Below are 846 nucleotides of genomic sequence, written 5' to 3'. Positions count from 1 at the left end.
GATCTCGCCGCCCGCGACGGCCTTCGCGCCCGCCGCGACGCTGTCGGTGACGATGCCGTGCACCCGCTCCAGCTGACGGCGGTCGATGATCGGGCCGAGCGCCACGTCCTCGCGGGCCGGGTCGCCGACGGGCAGCGCCTCCGCCTTCGCGGCGAGCGCGGCGGTGTACTCCTCCACCAGCGACTCGTGGACGATGTGCCGGCCGGTCGTCATACAGATCTGGCCCTGGTGCAGATACGAGCCGAACGCGCCCGCCGAGGCGGCCTTCTGTATGTCCGCGCCCGGCAGCACGACCAGCGCGTTGTTGCCGCCCAGTTCCAGGTGGGCCCGCTTCAGCAGCCGGCCGGCCCGCTCGCCGATCGCCCGGCCCACCGGTGTGGAGCCGGTGAACGAGACGACCCGCACCTCGGGGGCCTCGACCACGGCCTGGCCGACCGCGCCGTCGCCCGGCAGCAGATGCAGGACGCCGGCCGGGAGCCCGGCCTCCTCGAAGATCCGGGCGATGACGACACCGCCGCTCACCGCCGTGCGCGGATCGGGCTTGAGCAGCACCGCGTTGCCGAGGGCGAGGGCCGGGGCCACCGAACGCAGGCCCAGGATGAGCGGGAAGTTGAACGGCGCGATCACGCTGACGACACCGGCCGGACGGCGGCGCGCGAACGACCAGCGGGCCTCCTCGGAGGTGAGGACCTCGCCCTGCGGATGCGTCGGCAGGCCCGCGCACTCGAAGCACTCGCCGATCGCGAGCCCCACCTCGAAGCCGGCCTTGGACCGCACGGAGCCGGCCTCGCGCACCAGCCAGTCCTCCACCTCGGCGGCGTGCTCGGTGAACAGCTCGCCCGCCCG

At 74.5% G+C, this 846-nt stretch carries 1 protein-coding gene; it reads right to left on the bottom strand.

All coding sequences use genetic code 11. The features are described from left to right. The coding region (locus GTW67_RS06400) for an aldehyde dehydrogenase family protein (protein WP_161163822.1) at positions 1-846 on the bottom strand (846 nt) is incomplete at both ends.

Source organism: Streptomyces sp. SID5910 (genome assembly GCF_009862125.1).
GTDB lineage: Bacteria > Actinomycetota > Actinomycetes > Streptomycetales > Streptomycetaceae > Streptomyces.
Note: the sequence above shows the minus strand (reverse complement) of the source record. Positions and strands in the feature narration are given on the sequence as shown.